Source organism: Pseudomonas sp. MDT1-85, from assembly GCF_054898065.1.
Genome location: NZ_CM142715.1, coordinates 5,943,680 through 5,958,926, shown reverse-complemented (window position 1 = coordinate 5,958,926; position 15,247 = coordinate 5,943,680). Strand labels below are relative to the sequence as shown.

The following is a 15,247-nucleotide window of genomic DNA, read 5'->3' as shown; positions in this document are numbered from 1 at the left end:
TAATTCCTTTGCCGGTTGCCTGAGTGCTCCATGCGCTCAAACAACCCGTATTGATAATAGGGCTATTGGTCTTTGCCGGTGACGCGAGGATACTGGCCGCCGTTTCCAGTGACCTGAAGCCACCATGATTCTTAAAAGACTTTCTGTTGTATTGCTGGCCTGCCTGACTTTGTCCGCCTGCGGTGGTGTCGACCCGAACTCGCCGCTGGGTCAGCGCAAGGCGATCTTCAAGCAGATGCTCAAGACCGGCGAAGACCTGGGCGGCATGTTGCGTGGGCGTATTCCGTTCGATGGCCCGAAATTCGTCGACGGTGCCGTGAAGCTCGATGCTTTGTCTCATGAGCCGTGGAAACATTTCCCGCAGGTGCGCGAAGAGGATCACACCAGCGCCAAGGACGATGTCTGGCAGAAGCAGGCACGCTTCCAGGAGCTGGCCCGCACCCTTGAAGGCGCCACCGGTGAACTGGTGATTGCCAGCAAGGTTCAGCCCTACAAGGTCAGCAACCTGGGGCCGGCGGTGCAGAAAGTAGAGGATGCCTGCAGTGCCTGCCATAAAGAGTTTCGGGATCATTGATTGCAGAAAAGATCGTAGCCTTCGGCAACTCCTACAGGGTTTGGTGTACTCCTGTAGGAGTTGCCGCAGGCTGCGATCTTTTGAGCTCAAAAAGATTTCTTATTTATCCAGCTCATCCAGCGCTTCCTGCAATTCCTTGCGCGATTGAGCCAGTTTGTCTTTGCGCTTGTTGATCTTCTCGGCGTCGCCTTTTTTCATCGCCTTGTCGAGATCGGCCTGACGCGTGCTGACTTCGTGCTTGGCGTCGAGCACCTTGTTTTCCCGTTCCTTCTTCAAGGAGGCGTCGGTGCAATGGGCAGTGACTTCACTCAGGGCGGTTTCCAGGCCAGCCTGTTGGTCGGCGTTGCCCCGGGACTTGGCCAGTTCGATCTGGTTGATGATGCCTTGTTTTTTGGCGGCGCAACCGGTCAGGCCGGGGGCGTCTTCGGCGGCCATCAATGGAGCGGCCATCACGCTGCACAGGGTCAACAAGGCGAGCGGTGAAAGAAGTTTCATAAAAGCTCCAGGTGAAAAAATTCGATATGGCGATGGGCTGTTTGAGCGCATCGGCACCTTTGGGTTCCCGGTTCTCAGGCGGGGCTGGCGTTTAGAAACCGTCAATCCCGGCAACACGTAATGTCTCACTCAAGGCCAGGACCTGCGGGTCGCGGAAAAATGCGCTCAATTGCGCAGCGCGCCCCGGGCCGATGCCGTCTTCGGCCTGCCATTGTTCGGTGTTTCGTTGTGCCAGCGCCTGCCATGAGTCGGCGAGGCGTGCCTGGCCGGTTGGCGGCAAACCCAAGGCTTTGAGCCAGCGAGCGAACGGACGTTGCCGGGCGCTGTTAAAACTATTCAAAAGACGAGCACTGCTGCGCTCGCCGAAGCCGTCAATCTTAGCAAGCTCTTGCTCATCAAGGGTCAACCAATCGACCAAGCTGGTGAGGCGTTCGGCCTTGAGCAATTTCTCCCAGGTGCCTGGTCCGACATGAGGCAAGGCCAGCCCCTGCTTGCCGCTGAGCCAGCTCAGGCGTGCGAGGAATTGGTTTTCGCATCCGGGTGTCGGCTGCCAGCAGCTTAAAGAGTGAAAGTCTGCTGCGCGCGGTACATTCAATTCCGGGCGTTCGGTGCTGCGCAATACGACACCATCGAGCCTGGGGATGGTCAGCCCCGCCAGGCTGATGGCGACCTGATCGCCCGGGCGAATATCCAGCGCTTCCCAGCGTTGCAGGGAGCTGGCGCTCACGCGCTTGATCTGCCGGTCATCGAGCATCACCGGTACCAGATCCAGCACCGGTGTGATCCGGCCGGTTCGTCCAATCTTGAAGTGGACCTTGCGCACTTCGGCCAGCGCCTGTGCAAAAGGGTATTTCCAGGCGACGCTCCAGTAAGGCGCTTTCGCCTGCCAGCGCTCGGCCGGTGGGCGCTGGTCCTGGCGCAGCACGACCCCATCACTGGCAAAGGGCAGGGACGAGCGATACCAGTGAGCGCGCCAGCGCTCGGCATCGGCAAATGCCTCGATCGGCTGACTGTAGGGCGCCGTGCTCGGGAACCCCAATTCATCCAGAGCAGCCACGCGGGCCGGCAGGCTTTTCGGGCCTTGCGGCCAGTCCCAGACAAACAACCCGATACCGGCGGCTTGCTCGGTGCTCAGCGCCTTGCGCGCCATCAACCCGGCCACCGTAGCGCGGGCATTGAAGCTGCCGGCCTCGGCTTGTACGTGCTCGGTCAGGCGCCAATAGAGTTCGCCTTGCAGCAGCAAGTCCCGCGACTGCGAAAGTTTTTGAGGGATGGCGGCGATCTGGCGTGCCGAGGCGGTCCAGTCCTGGCCGTTTACCCCGTCCCCCCGACTGATCGCTCGGTGCAGCCAGCCGTTGCGATAGATCAACGTCACCGCCACGCCGTCGACCTTGGGCTGAATCCAGACCTCTCCCCGATCTTTTAACCAGGCTTCGACGGCACGCCCATCGCGCAGTTTTTCCAGGCCGGTATGGGCGATGGGGTGGACAACCGTGCCGCCGGCCGTACGCAACGGTTCGGCGGAGGGGCCTGAATCAAAACACTCGCGCCATTCGGTCAGTCGCGCACGGGACTGATCATAGAGTTCATCGGCGATCAGCGATTGGCCTTCACGGTGGTAGCTGTCGTCCCAGCGATCGATTTGCAGTTGCAGGGTGGTGATTTCTTCCTGCGCGCGGGTGGGCGGCCAGTCGGGGCATTCGGCGGCATTGGTGGTCAGGCAGGTGAAGGTCAGCAGGAAACAGAAAAACAGGCGCAGGTTGGGTAGCATCGAGAGCGTCCTTGCTCGTTGGGATGCTTGAAGGCTAGATCAGTACTGGTAGGCGCGAAGGGTGGTTTTTTTGCTGAGTGTTTCTGGCAAGAGACAGAGGCGACTGCGCTGGCCTCTTCGCGAGCAAGCCCGCTCCCACATGGGATCTCCTGTGTACATAGATGCGGTGAACGACCGAGTTCAAATGTGGGAGCGGGCTTGCTCGCGAAGGCTGCGACACGGTCTCAAGCAGCAAGGCAATAAAAAGCCCCGCACGGCGAACCGTGCGGGGCTTTTGGTATTGCGAGGAAAGTCTTACAGGCCAGCCGCGACACGCAGGTCGTCGGCGCGGTCGGTTTTTTCCCAGGTGAAAGTGGTGAACGTATCGTCGCCCACAGTCTTGGTTGCCGGGGTGCGACCGAAGTGGCCGTACGCAGCGGTTTCCTGGTACATCGGGTGCAGCAGGTCGAGCATGGTGGTGATTGCGTATGGGCGCAGGTCGAACACTTCGCGAACCAGTTTGACGATCTTGTCGTCGCTGATTTTGCCGGTGCCGAAGGTATTCAACGAAATCGACGTAGGCTGAGCTACACCAATCGCGTAGGAAACCTGAATCTCGCAACGCTCGGCCAGGCCGGCGGCGACGATGTTCTTGGCCACGTAACGACCGGCGTAGGCCGCCGAACGGTCAACCTTCGATGGATCCTTGCCGGAGAACGCGCCGCCGCCGTGACGGGCCATGCCGCCGTAGCTGTCGACGATGATCTTGCGACCGGTCAGGCCGCAGTCGCCAACCGGGCCGCCGATGATGAATTGGCCGGTCGGGTTGATGTGGAACTGGGTGTCCTTGGACAGCAGCTCGGCAGGCAATACGTGCTTGACGATCAGTTCCATCACGCCTTCGCGCAGGTCTTTGTACGATACGTCAGGGTTGTGCTGAGTCGACAGTACAACGGCGTCGATACCGACAACCTTGCCGCCTTCGTAACGGCAAGTCACTTGCGACTTGGCGTCCGGGCGCAGCCAAGGCAGCAGGCCGGATTTACGGGCTTCAGCCTGACGTTGAACCAACTGGTGCGAGAAGGTGATCGGTGCTGGCATCAGCACGTCGGTTTCGTTGCTGGCGTAGCCGAACATCAAGCCCTGGTCGCCGGCGCCCTGATCTTCAGGCTTGGCACGATCAACACCTTGGTTGATGTCAGGGGACTGCTTGCCGATGATGTTCATCACGCCGCAGGTCGCACCGTCGAAGCCGACATTGGAGCTGTTGTAGCCGATGTCGAGAATCACGTTACGGACGATGTCTTCCAGATCGACCCAGGCCGACGTGGTGACTTCACCTGCGATGATTGCCACGCCGGTTTTCACCAGAGTTTCGCACGCCACGCGGGCGAACTTGTCTTCAGCAATGATGGCGTCCAGCACCGCATCGGAAATCTGGTCGGCGATTTTGTCCGGATGCCCTTCGGACACGGACTCGGAGGTGAAGAGGGAGTATTCGCTCATCTCGATTTTTTCCTGAATTACCGATGGTGAGTGTCGCCAGCCGGTCGCTGAAAATGGCGGACCTGAATCTGGAAACCATTGCGTAAGCCTACATAGAGGCTTTCCCCGGGAACGAGTCCCGCAGCGGTGGCCCAACGGGCCAGATCGTCCTGTTCAAACCCCAACCACAGATCACCGCAGGCCTCCCTGGCCCAACTCTGGTTGTGGCTACATAACTCTGTCACGAGCAGGCTACCGCCCGGTTGCAGCAAGTCGGCCATGCGCTTGAGTGCTTCGGCCGGCGCGGCGAAATGGTGCAGTACCATGTTCAGTACAACGCAATCAGCCTTGAGGCTTACACCGTTCAATGCATCGGCCAATTGCAGGCTGACGTTAGCCAGCATTTCACGTTCACAGACCTGACGAGCCAGATCGAGCATCGCCGGGCTGTTGTCCAGCGCCGTGACTTGAGCGAAACGACGCGCCAGCTCCGGCAGAAAACCGCCATCGCCAGGGCCCACTTCGATGGCTGTGGCGTCGGGGCCGAAACTCAGCTTGTCGAGCAATGCCACCACGCTTTCGCGGTATTGCGGCAGGCCAGCGATCAAGTCTTGCTGGGCGCGAAACTTCTCCGCGACCCGTGAGAAAAAGTCCTGACTGGCCGCCGCCCGTTGCCCATGGACCTGACCGATCCGCGACTGAACGTCAGTCGGCAGGGTCAGGTTGTCCACTTCTTCCAGCAGCGCGGTATGCAGTTTGCCGCCCAGCAGATCGGGGTGGGGCAGGGCGCGACGGTAGAAAATCGCATTGCCTTCACGGCGGGTCGCCACCAGATCGGCCTGGGCCAAAACCTTGAGGTGATGACTCATGCCGGACTGACCGATGCCGAAGATCTGCGCCAGTTCCAGTACGCCGAACGAGTCGTTGGCCAGCGCGCGCAATACATTCAGCCGCAGAGGATCGCCGCCGGCCTTGCACAGGGCTGCCAGCTCATCGCAATCGTCATGTCGAATGGAAGGCGCGCGTAAATTCATAAGGCCAGCAGTCTAGTGACGGTCAGAAATCACCGCAAGAGCAATATCAAAAAGTTTTGATATTGCTCGATGGATGGCACTTCTCAGCGTTAGGTTCAGTCAGCAAACGAACGGCGGAAAGGTTTCACCAGTCGAATACGTCGTTATCGATTGGAAAAACGCCTTCGGATGACTATCTGTCATTGCCCCGAGGCGGGTGGGTGAGGGAAAATGCTCGCCTTTTTTCCGTTTCGTTTTATTCATTCTCGATTCAGTACCCGCAGGAGAACAGCGATGCCCAGCCGTCGTGAGCGTGCCAACGCCATTCGTGCCCTCAGCATGGATGCCGTGCAAAAAGCCAACAGCGGCCATCCCGGTGCCCCCATGGGTATGGCGGATATTGCCGAAGTACTTTGGGGTGACTACCTGAAGCACAATCCGAGCAATCCATCGTTCGCCGACCGTGACCGCTTCGTGCTGTCCAACGGTCACGGTTCGATGCTGATCTACTCGCTGCTGCACCTGACCGGCTACGACCTGTCGATCGATGACCTGAAACAGTTCCGTCAGCTGCACAGCCGCACCCCGGGCCACCCGGAACTCGGCTACACCCCGGGTGTTGAAACCACCACCGGTCCACTGGGCCAAGGCCTGGCCAACGCCGTGGGTTTCGCCCTGGCGGAAAAAGTCCTGGCGGCGCAGTTCAACCGTCCGGGCCATAACGTCGTCGATCACCACACCTACGTGTTCCTGGGTGATGGCTGCATGATGGAAGGTATTTCCCATGAAGTCAGCTCCCTGGCCGGTACGCTGGGCCTGGGCAAACTGATCGCCTTCTACGATGACAACGGCATCTCCATCGACGGCGAAGTTGAAGGCTGGTTCACCGACGACACACCGAAGCGTTTTGAGTCCTACAACTGGCAAGTGATCCGCAACGTCGACGGTCACGACCCGGAAGAAATCAAGATCGCCATCGAAACAGCGCGCAAGAGCGCTCAGCCGACGCTGATCTGCTGCAAGACCACCATCGGCTTCGGTTCGCCGAACAAGCAAGGCAAGGAAGACTGCCACGGCGCCCCGTTGGGTGACGCGGAAATCGCCTTGACCCGCGAAGCGCTGAAGTGGAACCACGGCCCGTTCGAAATCCCGGCCAATATCTATGCCGAGTGGGATGCCAAGGAAGCCGGTCGCGCTGCCGAAGCCGAGTGGGATCAGCGTTTTGCTGAGTACTCCGCTGCCTTCCCGGAGCTGGCAAACGAACTGATTCGTCGTCTGAGCGGTGATCTGCCGACTGACTTCGCTGAAAAAGCCTCGGCGTATATCGCTGAAGTCGCGGCCAAGGGCGAAACCATCGCCAGCCGTAAAGCCAGCCAGAACGCCCTGAACGCGTTCGGCCCGCTGCTGCCGGAACTGCTCGGCGGTTCGGCTGACCTGGCCGGTTCCAACCTGACCCTGTGGAAAGGTTGCAAAGGCGTCACTGCTGAAGATGCCAGCGGCAACTACATGTATTACGGCGTTCGCGAGTTCGGCATGAGCGCGATCATGAACGGCGTGGCCCTGCACGGCGGCCTGGTACCTTACGGCGCGACCTTCCTGATGTTCATGGAATACGCCCGCAACGCAGTGCGCATGTCGGCGCTGATGAAGAAACGCATCATCTATGTGTTCACCCACGACTCCATCGGTCTGGGCGAAGACGGCCCGACTCACCAGCCGATCGAGCAACTGGCCAGCCTGCGCTGCACGCCGAACCTCGACACCTGGCGTCCAGCCGATGCCGTTGAATCGGCAGTGGCCTGGAAATGCGCTCTGGAGCGTGACGATGGTCCGTCGGCACTGATCTTCTCCCGCCAGAACCTGCAGCACCAAACCCGTGATGCTGTGCAGATCGAGTGCATCAATCGCGGCGGCTACGTGCTGAAAGACTGCGCAGGCGAGCCTGAGCTGATCCTGATTGCCACCGGTTCGGAAGTCGGCCTGGCCGTTCAAGCCTTCGACAAACTGACCGAGCAAGGCCGCAAGGTACGTGTTGTTTCGATGCCGTGCACCAGCGTCTTCGAAGCCCAGGACGCCGGCTACAAGCAAGCGGTTCTACCATTGCAGGTCAGCGCGCGTATCGCCATCGAGGCCGCCCACGCGGACTACTGGTACAAGTACGTGGGCCTGGAAGGTCGCGTGATCGGCATGACCACCTACGGCGAGTCGGCGCCTGCGCCTGCCTTGTTCGAAGAGTTCGGCTTCACCCTGGAAAACATCCTGGGTCAGGCTGAAGAGCTGCTGGAAGACTAAGTCCGACAGTTGCGTTGTCTGTGCTGACGTCTTCGCGGGCAAGCCTCGCTCCTACAGATCACTTGTCTGTGCAATCCGACAGACAACACCTGACCCTGTAGGAGCGAGGCTTGCCCGCGAAGGCAATTGAACATGCAACGCAACACTGACGGATTCACCACGGTAATCGAGAACCCCATGCCTCAACCGCGTCCTTACAAAGTTGCACTCAACGGCTACGGCCGGATTGGTCGTTGCGTCTTGCGTGCGTTGTTTGAGCGAGGCTCGACGGCCGGGTTTGAAATTGTCGCGATCAACGATCTGGCCGACATGGCCAGCATCGAATACCTGACACGTTTCGACTCCACTCACGGGCGCTTTCCCGGCGAAGTGAGGGTCGAGGGCGATTGTCTGCATATTAATGGCGACTGCGTGAAGGTCCTGCGCAGTGCCACCCCCGAAGGCATCGATTGGGCGTCACTGGGCGTCGATCTGGTGCTGGAGTGCTCCGGCGCTTACCACACCCGTCAGGATGGCCAACGTTTCCTCGACGCCGGAGCGCCACGGGTACTGTTCTCCCAGCCGATGGCCAGCGAGGCGGATGTCGACGCCACCATCGTCTACGGTGTGAACCAGGATTGCCTGACCGGCGACGAGCTGCTGGTGTCCAACGCCTCCTGCACCACCAACTGCGGCGTGCCGCTATTGCGTCTGCTGGATCAAGCCATTGGTCTGGAATACGTGTCGATCACCACCATCCATTCGGCGATGAACGATCAGCCGGTGATCGATGCCTATCACCACGAAGACCTGCGCCGCACCCGTTCGGCGTTCCAGTCGGTGATTCCGGTGTCCACTGGTCTGGCGCGAGGCATTGAACGCCTGCTGCCGGAACTTGCCGGGCGAATTCAGGCCAAAGCCGTGCGGGTGCCGACGGTTAACGTGTCCTGCCTCGACATTACGATGCAGACCGTAAGCGATACCGACGCCCCCGAGGTCAACCGGATTCTGCGCGAGGCCGCCACCCATGGCCCGCTCAAGGGCCTTCTGGCCTACACCGAGTTGCCTCACGCCAGTTGTGATTTTAATCATGACCCACATTCGGCCATCGTCGATGCCAGTCAGACCCGCGTTTCCGGCCCACGGCTGGTGAACATCCTGGCCTGGTTCGACAACGAATGGGGTTTTGCCAATCGAATGCTGGACGTTGCAGAACACTATTTGCAAACAGCTGCACCACAACCAAAACCTGCTCTCTAAAACAGCTATCCAGGAAATGCGACCCATGACCGTGTTGAAGATGACCGACCTCGATCTGCAAGGTAAGCGCGTACTGATCCGCGAAGACCTCAACGTCCCAGTCAAGGACGGTGTTGTCACCAGCGATGCGCGAATCCTGGCTTCGCTGCCGACCATCAAGCTGGCCCTGGAAAAAGGCGCGGCCGTGATGGTCTGCTCGCACCTTGGCCGTCCGACCGAAGGCGAGTTCTCGGCCGAGAACAGCCTCAAGCCAGTCGCTGACTACCTGAGCAAGGCCCTGGGCCGTGAAGTGCCGCTGGTGTCCGATTACCTGGGCGGCGTCGACGTGAAAGCCGGCGACATCGTGCTGTTCGAAAACGTGCGCTTCAACAAGGGCGAGAAAAAGAACGCTGACGAACTGGCCAAGCAATATGCAGCCCTGTGCGACGTGTTCGTGATGGACGCCTTCGGCACCGCTCACCGCGCCGAGGGTTCGACTCATGGCGTGGCCAAGTTTGCCAAAGTCGCTGCTGCTGGCCCGTTGCTGGCCGCTGAACTGGATGCACTGGGCAAAGCCCTGGGCGCCCCGGCTCAGCCAATGGCCGCTATCGTTGCCGGCTCCAAAGTGTCGACCAAACTCGACGTGCTCAACAGCCTGAGCCAGATCTGCAACCAGCTGATCGTCGGTGGCGGCATCGCCAACACCTTCCTGGCCGCCGCCGGTCACCCGGTCGGCAAATCCTTGTACGAGCCGGACCTGCTAGACACCGCCCGTGAAATCGCTGCCAAGGTCAGCGTTCCGCTGCCGGTCGACGTGGTGGTTGCCAAGGAATTCGCTGAAAGCGCGACAGCGACCGTCAAACTGATCGCCGACGTGGCCGCAGACGACATGATCCTGGACATCGGCCCACAGACTGCGGCGAATTTCGCCGAGCTGCTGAAGTCGTCCAAGACCATTCTGTGGAACGGCCCGGTGGGCGTGTTTGAATTCGACCAGTTCGGAAACGGCACCAAAGTGCTGGCCCAGGCCATCGCCGAAAGCTCAGCGTTCTCCATCGCTGGCGGCGGTGACACGTTGGCGGCCATCGATAAATATGGCGTTGCTGGGCAGATCTCCTACATTTCTACCGGCGGCGGCGCGTTCCTCGAATTCGTCGAAGGCAAAGTGCTGCCGGCCGTTGAAGTCCTGGAAAGCCGGGCCAAGGCCTGAGGCCGTGCATTTGACCAGGCAAAGGAGTGTTCACATGGTCAGGACCTTAGTGCTGTTGACCGCCGCGGGTATGCTGGCGGCTTGCGGGAGTAACCCGAAAGCCACACCGGAACCCGCGCCGCAAACACAGGGAAAAGGCTGCTACCAGGCCGACTGGCAAGCGGAAACCAATCCGGTGATCAACAAGCGTTCCGGGCCGGATGGCCTGGACAAATACGAGACACAGGCCCCGGCCAAGGAACATGGTTGCCCTTGAGGGGTCAGACTCTTTACTCAAGGCTGGCGGCGTGTGCCGTCAGTCGAGGAACACGGATGAAACGCTTTATTGCCGTTGCGGCACTGGCATTGCTGGCAGGTTGCGCCAATTTGAACCTGTTCAACGCTGCCGAGCCAGCGGACAGCTGGACCACCTGGACCTGCGACAGCCAGGCCAAAGTGCTCTGGCGCTACACTGACGTCAGCCGCAAGGAAGTCGACGTTCGCCTGGGCGGTGCCGATCAGGTTTACCGCTTGAAGCTTGAACCGGGCGCCGAAGGTTCGCTGTACAGCAATGACATGCTGGCGTTTCACGTAAAAGGTGAGGAAGGCCTGGTGTACTGGGTCGCCACCAATGATTTGATCGGCCGCGGTTGTAAAGCGCAGTAATTGCCACGGACCTAATGTGGGAGCGAGCCTGCTCGCGATAGCGATCTGACAGTCGCTGCACTGTTGACTGCAAGACCGCTATCGCGAGCAGGCTCGCTCCCACAGGGTCTGTGTGAAGTATTTGAGATTTAGGCTTCACCGAATTCGCAGGCCGGGCCAACCCCCGATCTGCAATAACTTGAATAGCCGCCGCCGCTACGGCAGGCTGGCACGATTAACGACCCTCAACCGGGAGAGACACACACAATGGCACTTATCAGCATGCGCCAGATGCTGGACCACGCAGCCGAGTTCGGCTACGGCGTTCCAGCCTTCAACGTCAACAACCTTGAGCAGATGCGCGCCATCATGGAAGCCGCTGACAAGACTGACTCCCCGGTGATCGTCCAGGCTTCGGCCGGTGCTCGCAAATACGCAGGCGCCCCGTTCCTGCGTCACCTGATCCTGGCGGCAATCGAAGAGTTCCCGCACATCCCGGTGTGCATGCACCAGGACCACGGCACCAGCCCTGACGTCTGCCAGCGCTCCATCCAGCTGGGCTTCAGCTCGGTGATGATGGACGGCTCCCTGGGTGAAGACGGCAAGACCCCGACCGACTACGACTACAACGTCCGCGTTACCCAACAAACCGTAGCCATGGCTCACGCCTGCGGCGTTTCGGTAGAAGGCGAGTTGGGCTGCCTGGGTTCGCTGGAAACCGGCATGGCCGGTGAAGAAGACGGCATCGGCGCCGAAGGCGTTCTGGATCACAGCCAGATGCTGACCGACCCGGAAGAAGCCGCTGACTTCGTCAAGCGCACCCAGGTCGATGCCCTGGCCATCGCCATCGGCACCAGCCACGGCGCCTACAAGTTCACCAAGCCACCTACCGGCGACGTGCTGGCTATCGACCGCATCAAAGAAATCCACAAACGCATCCCGAACACCCACCTGGTGATGCACGGTTCGTCCTCCGTGCCACAAGAATGGCTGGCGATCATCAACCAGTACGGCGGCGACATCAAAGAAACCTACGGCGTACCGGTTGAAGAAATCGTCGAAGGCATCAAGCACGGCGTACGCAAGGTCAACATTGATACTGACCTGCGTTTGGCGTCTACCGGTGCGATGCGTCGCTTGATGGCCACCAACCCTAGCGAGTTCGATCCGCGTAAGTTCTTTGGCGCGACTGTGACGGCGATGCGTGATGTGTGTATTGCTCGCTACGAAGCTTTCGGCACTGCCGGTAATGCTTCGAAAATCAAGGCGATTTCGTTGGAAGGAATGTACCAGCGTTATTTGAAGGGTGAGTTGAACGCTAAGGTTAACTGAGCCTGAGCGTTAACTTGTCGACTCAAGAAACCCGCCGATAGGCGGGTTTTTTGTGGTCGCGATTTTTGCGTTACTAAACGAAGCGCTCGTTAAAGATCAGACGAGTAAATCCGACGCTCTGCAAGAATCGGCATAACAGCGGGAATTATGCGAGTTCACGATCCAGAGTACCCGGGACGCACGCGCAGACGTCCTGCACAACTTTTCCTTTGAGACTAAGTTATGTGAAAACCCGTCGTTAGACGGGCTTTGTTGGGGTTTAATGAATTCTCAAGCAGTGTTTAATTTAATCTTCTACGCACTCATGGGGTTGTGTCAGTTTTTTGTGAATTCGATGTCGTATGTTTTGCCTACATTCGGCCCGCCTGCTTTAACGGTAACTTTGCCATTCAGCTTGTTATCGTTGTTGTCAGACGATTTCAAGGTGATGCTTAGTGAGCTGTCTCCATGCCCATATTCATCTCCATCTTCCGCATTCGCTTTTGCTTGAAGAGTAAAAGACCTTGTGGGCTTTGTATAGGTGCCGGTGACAATGAAGTTAAGTCCATAATATTGCATTTTGCCGTTATTTATATTGCCATTCAGTGAGCCTGGCTGATCAAATGTCAGTGTGGCGTCATGGCGTTCACTTGAATTAAAGACAGCGCCGCTGTAAGTACTTTGCATGATGTTCACCCTTTTAGTCATGTGTCTACGATTTGAAGTAAATACAAAATCGTAATTATTCGTTTCGTATCGCTTTAAACAGATTAAGTGGTAATTGGTTTTCAGCAACCTGTTATAAATGACAGGTTTTTATAATGGTTTGCGATATGTGTGTGAGAAAATTAATATAAGTAGATCTATGCAGTGCCTGAGACGGATTTATCGAAAAATAGCGAAGGGGGAGTTAACGTTAGATTTTGTAAGACTCAAGGGAAGTGCTTTAGCGTTGGAAGAGAAAGTTTCTCGTTGTTCAATTTCGAGAACCTAGATCCTCCGCCCAGGCTTTCGTATTTTTCTACAAGGAGGTGGGGGCTGTATGCGGGAATTCGACGTGTCGCGCGGCCAACTTATCGGCGGAAGAGCCGTATGCGCCCGGAAAAGGGGACGGATTTATTTAATCTCTTCGACATACTTGGCTGGTTTGCCTCGCGCCCGTTGCGATACTCGCACACCTGTGATGTGTTCAATCTCGTCCGTGAATCGAGAATTTCCCGTCAATTGGCCTCTCTGAAGCGCATCCCTTATTAATTGTAGTTCTGAGGATTGGGTGGCGTGGTCCACAAAAGCGTTATAACGAGCGAGTCGTTCGGGATATGTCGCGCCGCTTGTTGCGATAACGCGTCATGCGACCTGCTAGGCAGGGGTTAACGAAACCTTGGCGATAGCCAGCATTTATAGGAAACCCGCCGAGAGGCGGGTTTGTTATTGTGGTCAAGTTTGCCCGCATCACTTCAGTCGCGCCGCGATTACTCCTTCGGTTCGACGTGATCCAGTGCCTGGTTCACCGCCAGTTCGCCGAGCATGACCACTTGCGCGATGCCCAGCAGGGTCTTGCGATGTGAGGTCTCCAGCAGCGCCGCGAAATTGTTGAGCATGATGGTGGCCGAGCCGAGTGTTTCGCTGGCATTGGCCAGGAGGGATTCGGTGTTGTACTTCGGATTGGCGAAGTACATGGGCTCGGGTTCATTGGTGGAAGCCATGATTTGGGCGGCCGGGTTGAGGTAATGGTCGAGGGCGCGCTCGGCGGCTTCGTGGAATTTTTTTGAATCGAGGGATTCGTAGGGGGATGCCGGATCTGTGACCGGCGGATTTGGCGTTACCTTGAACATAAGCTGAAAACTCCTGAATGGAGCTGCTTAGCCTTCTCTACTAAAAGAAGGGTGGCAGCTGTGCGCAGGTTAGTAGACCGGGGAGTTATCAGCATTAACCGGCGCGCCGAAGCGCCCTGAACACAGCCGCCATCACGTTCAGACAGGAACATCTGACGGACAGAGCTTTGCACCTAACTGAAAAAACACCACGGGCTACTAAACCCGATCACTGGGAATCAGTGATGCGAATCAAGTTACCGATGGGCTTCAAGGCGCACAAGTCGGCGGATTCTGGCGTAACCGTAGGCGGTGACGCAAGCTGTTGTAGGCCTCATGAAGTAACGCTGAGTGTCTTTAAACGTGGGCGTTTAAATGGGGCCTGATGCCGATCAGTGAAGAGATGGAGTTGGAAATAAAGAACCTGTGGCGAGGGAGCAAGCCCCCTCGCCACAATGGGTGGATTCCTACGAGGTTTTCGGAGCTGAAGATCAAAAGATCGCAGCCTTCGGCAGCTCCTACAGGGGACTCGTAATCCGTAGGAGCTGCCGCAGGCTGCGATCTTTTAGGGGTTACGTATCGTGATCGATATCCAGCTTGCTGAACGTCACTTCCCCACCTTCGCTTGTATACCCGGTATTGTCCTGCACGTAGACGCCGGCCTTGAAGTACAGCGGTTTATCACGCCACATCGCGCTGATGTCGGTGTCCCATTGGTACCCCGCCGCACTGATGCCCAATGCACCGCCGGGGCTAAGGTGGATGAGGTAGGAAAATTCCCGATCGAGTTTTATGCCAGTGGCGATGGTGATGACCCGGGCGGTGTCGTCGTCGGGGTGCATGCGGACTTTGGCGACGATGTTTCCGGTTTCGCTGTAGTCCTTGTATTGATATTCGAGCTTCACCATGGGCTTCTGGCTTTTGTAGGCATGGATCTGACCAATGACGATCTTGCCCGTGCTGGGTACCTTGCTGACCGTAAGGGTCGCACGCAGAAAGTTATCCGCGTCGGGGTAGTACCAGTTTTTCAACGTGCCATTGCTGTAGGTTTCGCGGAGTTCGGTGCGAGGGTAAACCGCGTTTTCAGTGCGGGTGCCGGTTACCGGGGACCAGAAAAACAAGGTGCCGGTGTCGGAGTGGAAGTATTGATCCTTGAAGCCGTCCACCAGTTTGGTTGTTTCAACGGTGTACGGCGGACTGCCGACAGGAACGCTGAGGTTCCAGGTTGCGAGATCGATCATATTCAAGCTTCCACTTTTTTCTGTACGAACGTGCCAGAAGCTCTAGCCCGCGCTTTCGAGCCATCTTTATAAGCGTAGAACGGTGGTTTGTTAATGCCCGTTTGGCAGATGGTTGACGTCAACATCCTGTCGAAATGCCACCGTGCCCGGTTTCCGGGGCCTCCAGGACTGACCGTTAGTCGGCTATGTGAAACTTTACTGAAGTGATGGCACACCGGCA

Annotated in this window: 14 protein-coding genes; 7 read left to right on the top strand and 7 right to left on the bottom strand. The window is 58.0% G+C overall.

Going from position 1 to position 15,247, the window contains the following annotated elements; genetic code table 11:
- The first annotated feature begins 124 nt into the window (after positions 1 to 124).
- Complete coding sequence (locus ACYZT2_RS26835) at positions 125 to 574, top strand: c-type cytochrome (protein ID WP_008074839.1); 450 nt, start codon at positions 125 to 127, stop codon at positions 572 to 574.
- A gap of 99 nt (positions 575 to 673) precedes the next feature.
- Here the strand turns inward: ACYZT2_RS26835 and ACYZT2_RS26830 are convergent, their stop codons facing one another.
- From ACYZT2_RS26830 to ACYZT2_RS26815, 4 genes are all read right to left on the bottom strand, one after another.
- Positions 674 to 1,069, bottom strand: coding sequence for a DUF1090 domain-containing protein (locus ACYZT2_RS26830; RefSeq protein ID WP_253546534.1), 396 nt, complete (start codon positions 1,067 to 1,069; stop codon positions 674 to 676).
- Positions 1,070 to 1,160: 91 nt separating this feature from the next.
- Complete coding sequence (ligB, locus tag ACYZT2_RS26825; RefSeq protein WP_461968746.1) at positions 1,161 to 2,840, bottom strand: NAD-dependent DNA ligase LigB; 1,680 nt, start codon at positions 2,838 to 2,840, stop codon at positions 1,161 to 1,163.
- Positions 2,841 to 3,134: 294 nt separating this feature from the next.
- Positions 3,135 to 4,325, bottom strand: a complete 1,191-nt coding sequence (gene metK / locus ACYZT2_RS26820) for a methionine adenosyltransferase (RefSeq protein ID WP_008010319.1) — start codon at positions 4,323 to 4,325, stop codon at positions 3,135 to 3,137.
- 17 nt (positions 4,326 to 4,342) lie between these two features.
- A complete protein-coding gene (locus ACYZT2_RS26815; RefSeq protein ID WP_461968743.1) occupies positions 4,343 to 5,338 on the bottom strand; it encodes an ArsR/SmtB family transcription factor in 996 nt (331 codons plus the stop codon).
- 273 nt (positions 5,339 to 5,611) lie between these two features.
- Between ACYZT2_RS26815 and tkt the strand changes: the two genes are divergently transcribed.
- The 6 genes from tkt (at position 5,612) to fba (ending at position 11,993) form a co-directional block, all read left to right on the top strand.
- Positions 5,612 to 7,609, top strand: a complete 1,998-nt coding sequence (tkt, locus tag ACYZT2_RS26810) for a transketolase (protein ID WP_461968741.1) — start codon at positions 5,612 to 5,614, stop codon at positions 7,607 to 7,609.
- A 177-nt stretch (positions 7,610 to 7,786) separates the two neighbouring features.
- Complete coding sequence (gene epd, locus ACYZT2_RS26805) at positions 7,787 to 8,848, top strand: erythrose-4-phosphate dehydrogenase (RefSeq protein ID WP_461973279.1); 1,062 nt, start codon at positions 7,787 to 7,789, stop codon at positions 8,846 to 8,848.
- 25 nt (positions 8,849 to 8,873) lie between these two features.
- On the top strand, positions 8,874 to 10,037 hold the full coding sequence (locus ACYZT2_RS26800; protein WP_461968739.1) for a phosphoglycerate kinase: 1,164 nt from the start codon (positions 8,874 to 8,876) through the stop codon (positions 10,035 to 10,037).
- Positions 10,038 to 10,071: 34 nt separating this feature from the next.
- Positions 10,072 to 10,293: a hypothetical protein gene (locus tag ACYZT2_RS26795; RefSeq protein WP_461968737.1), complete on the top strand. Its 222-nt coding sequence runs from the start codon at positions 10,072 to 10,074 to the stop codon at positions 10,291 to 10,293.
- A gap of 56 nt (positions 10,294 to 10,349) precedes the next feature.
- Entirely contained in the window at positions 10,350 to 10,682 is a 333-nt protein-coding gene (locus tag ACYZT2_RS26790; RefSeq protein WP_461968735.1) for an MliC family protein, read from the top strand.
- Positions 10,683 to 10,928: 246 nt separating this feature from the next.
- Positions 10,929 to 11,993, top strand: coding sequence for a class II fructose-bisphosphate aldolase (gene fba, locus ACYZT2_RS26785; protein ID WP_007981624.1), 1,065 nt, complete (start codon positions 10,929 to 10,931; stop codon positions 11,991 to 11,993).
- A 315-nt stretch (positions 11,994 to 12,308) separates the two neighbouring features.
- On the opposite strand, the gene ACYZT2_RS26780 is transcribed toward fba, so the two are convergent.
- The 3 genes from ACYZT2_RS26780 to ACYZT2_RS26770 form a co-directional block, all read right to left on the bottom strand.
- Positions 12,309 to 12,659: a hypothetical protein gene (locus ACYZT2_RS26780; RefSeq protein ID WP_461968732.1), complete on the bottom strand. Its 351-nt coding sequence runs from the start codon at positions 12,657 to 12,659 to the stop codon at positions 12,309 to 12,311.
- A gap of 785 nt (positions 12,660 to 13,444) precedes the next feature.
- A complete protein-coding gene (locus ACYZT2_RS26775) occupies positions 13,445 to 13,807 on the bottom strand; it encodes a DUF6124 family protein (protein WP_461968730.1) in 363 nt (120 codons plus the stop codon).
- Between the two features lie 551 nt (positions 13,808 to 14,358).
- On the bottom strand, positions 14,359 to 15,027 hold the full coding sequence (locus ACYZT2_RS26770) for a polysaccharide lyase family 7 protein (protein WP_461968728.1): 669 nt from the start codon (positions 15,025 to 15,027) through the stop codon (positions 14,359 to 14,361).
- Between the last annotated feature and the right edge of the window lie 220 nt (positions 15,028 to 15,247).

Excerpts from the sequence above, each read along its gene's own strand:
- ACYZT2_RS26835 (WP_008074839.1), top strand. The coding sequence starts at position 125 with ATGATTCTTAAAAGACTTTCTGTTGTATTGCTGGCCTGCCTGACTTTG.
- ACYZT2_RS26830 (WP_253546534.1), bottom strand. The coding sequence starts at position 1,069 with ATGAAACTTCTTTCACCGCTCGCCTTGTTGACCCTGTGCAGCGTGATG.
- ligB (WP_461968746.1), bottom strand. The coding sequence starts at position 2,840 with ATGCTACCCAACCTGCGCCTGTTTTTCTGTTTCCTGCTGACCTTCACC.
- metK (WP_008010319.1), bottom strand. The coding sequence starts at position 4,325 with ATGAGCGAATACTCCCTCTTCACCTCCGAGTCCGTGTCCGAAGGGCAT.
- ACYZT2_RS26815 (WP_461968743.1), bottom strand. The coding sequence starts at position 5,338 with ATGAATTTACGCGCGCCTTCCATTCGACATGACGATTGCGATGAGCTG.
- tkt (WP_461968741.1), top strand. The coding sequence starts at position 5,612 with ATGCCCAGCCGTCGTGAGCGTGCCAACGCCATTCGTGCCCTCAGCATG.
- epd (WP_461973279.1), top strand. The coding sequence starts at position 7,787 with ATGCCTCAACCGCGTCCTTACAAAGTTGCACTCAACGGCTACGGCCGG.
- ACYZT2_RS26800 (WP_461968739.1), top strand. The coding sequence starts at position 8,874 with ATGACCGTGTTGAAGATGACCGACCTCGATCTGCAAGGTAAGCGCGTA.
- ACYZT2_RS26795 (WP_461968737.1), top strand. The coding sequence starts at position 10,072 with ATGGTCAGGACCTTAGTGCTGTTGACCGCCGCGGGTATGCTGGCGGCT.
- ACYZT2_RS26790 (WP_461968735.1), top strand. The coding sequence starts at position 10,350 with ATGAAACGCTTTATTGCCGTTGCGGCACTGGCATTGCTGGCAGGTTGC.
- fba (WP_007981624.1), top strand. The coding sequence starts at position 10,929 with ATGGCACTTATCAGCATGCGCCAGATGCTGGACCACGCAGCCGAGTTC.
- ACYZT2_RS26780 (WP_461968732.1), bottom strand. The coding sequence starts at position 12,659 with ATGCAAAGTACTTACAGCGGCGCTGTCTTTAATTCAAGTGAACGCCAT.
- ACYZT2_RS26775 (WP_461968730.1), bottom strand. The coding sequence starts at position 13,807 with ATGTTCAAGGTAACGCCAAATCCGCCGGTCACAGATCCGGCATCCCCC.
- ACYZT2_RS26770 (WP_461968728.1), bottom strand. The coding sequence starts at position 15,027 with ATGATCGATCTCGCAACCTGGAACCTCAGCGTTCCTGTCGGCAGTCCG.